General features: G+C 65.8%; 1 protein-coding gene. It reads left to right on the top strand.

Annotation, left to right across the window (positions count from 1 at the left end; all coding sequences use genetic code 11):
- Positions 1–123 precede the first annotated feature (123 nt).
- A complete protein-coding gene (locus Q8814_RS26115; RefSeq protein WP_011133512.1) occupies positions 124–1,383 on the top strand; it encodes an ISL3 family transposase in 1,260 nt (419 codons plus the stop codon).
- Positions 1,384–1,393: the final 10 nt, after the last annotated feature.

Below are 1,393 nucleotides of genomic sequence, written 5' to 3'. Positions count from 1 at the left end.
GGCTCTACTGCTCTGAATGTGGATGACCAGACGTGTGGTATGCCCGCGTGTCGGTAAGGGTGGGCGCACGGGCCGCTCGTAGGGTCGAAAGCTCCTACACCGTCCACCCACTGGAGCCGACCCGTGCGCGCCACCACCCTACTCAATCGACTGCTGCCCCTGCCGAAGGCCACCATCCGCGACGTCGAGATCGTCGATGACCGGGTACGGGTGGCGGTGCGTCCGCAGCGCCACCGGATGCGGTGCCCGCACTGCGACTATTCGACCCGTCACCGCTACGACACCCGCGATGTAGATTCGTCGTGGCGGCACCTGGACCTGGGCGGACGCGTCTGCGTGCTCACCCTGCGGCGCCGGCGACTGCGTTGCCCGGAACACGGGGTGTTGGCGGAGGCGGTCGACTTCGCCCGCCCCGGCTCGGGGTTCACCCGAGACTTCGAGGACCTGGTGGTATGGCTGGCCACCAAGACCGACAAGTCCACCGTGTCGGTGTTCTGCCGCATCACCTGGCGCACCGTGGGCGCGATGTGCACCCGGGTCGCCGCCGAGAAACTCTCTCCGGACCGGTTCACGAATCTGGTCGACATCGGCGTCGACGAAATATCCTGGCGTCGCCACCACAAGTACCTGACCCTGATCTCCGACCACGACACCGGCACGATCGTGTGGGGCACCGAAGGCAAGTCCGCCGCTGCCCTCGACGAATTCTTCACCGACACGCTGCCCGACGGCGCGGCCGAGCAGGTCGCGGCGGTGTCGATGGACCTGGGGCCGGCGTATCGGAAGTCGGTGCGCGCCCACGCCCCGCAGGCAACGATCTGCTTCGATCCGTTCCATGTGGTCAAACTCGCCACCGCCGCGCTCGACGACGTGCGCCGTCGACAGTGGCAACTCGCGCGCACCCTGTCGGACAAGCAGATCGCGAAAACCTACAAGGGCGCCCGATGGGCGCTGCTCAAGAATCCCGAAAATCTCACCGTCAAACAGGAATCCACCCTCGATGCACTCAAACGCCACGGTGGTGCTCTGGTGCGTGCCTACGAGTTGAAGGAGGCGTTGCGGGCGGTGTTCGCCGGTGACCTCGACGCCGATCAGGTGCACACCATGCTCGGACGATGGTGTTCGTGGGCACAGCGCTGCCGCATCCCGCAGTTCGTCAAGGTCGGCAGGACGATACGGGAGCACCGTGACGGTATCCTCGCGGCTGTCACCCGCGGACTTGCCAACGGCCGCCACGAAGGGCTCAACAACAAGGTCCGGTTGATCATCCGCCGGGCCTACGGATTCCACAGCGCCGAGAACGCACTCGCGATGGTCATGCTCACCTGCGGACCCGTCACCCTTGACCTCCCGTACCACATGGGCACCCATCCACATTCATGACAAGAGAGCC

It is taken from the genome of Rhodococcus chondri, from assembly GCF_036327435.1.
GTDB classification, from domain to species: Bacteria; Actinomycetota; Actinomycetes; order Mycobacteriales; family Mycobacteriaceae; genus Rhodococcus; species Rhodococcus chondri.
Note: the sequence above shows the minus strand (reverse complement) of the source record. Positions and strands in the feature narration are given on the sequence as shown.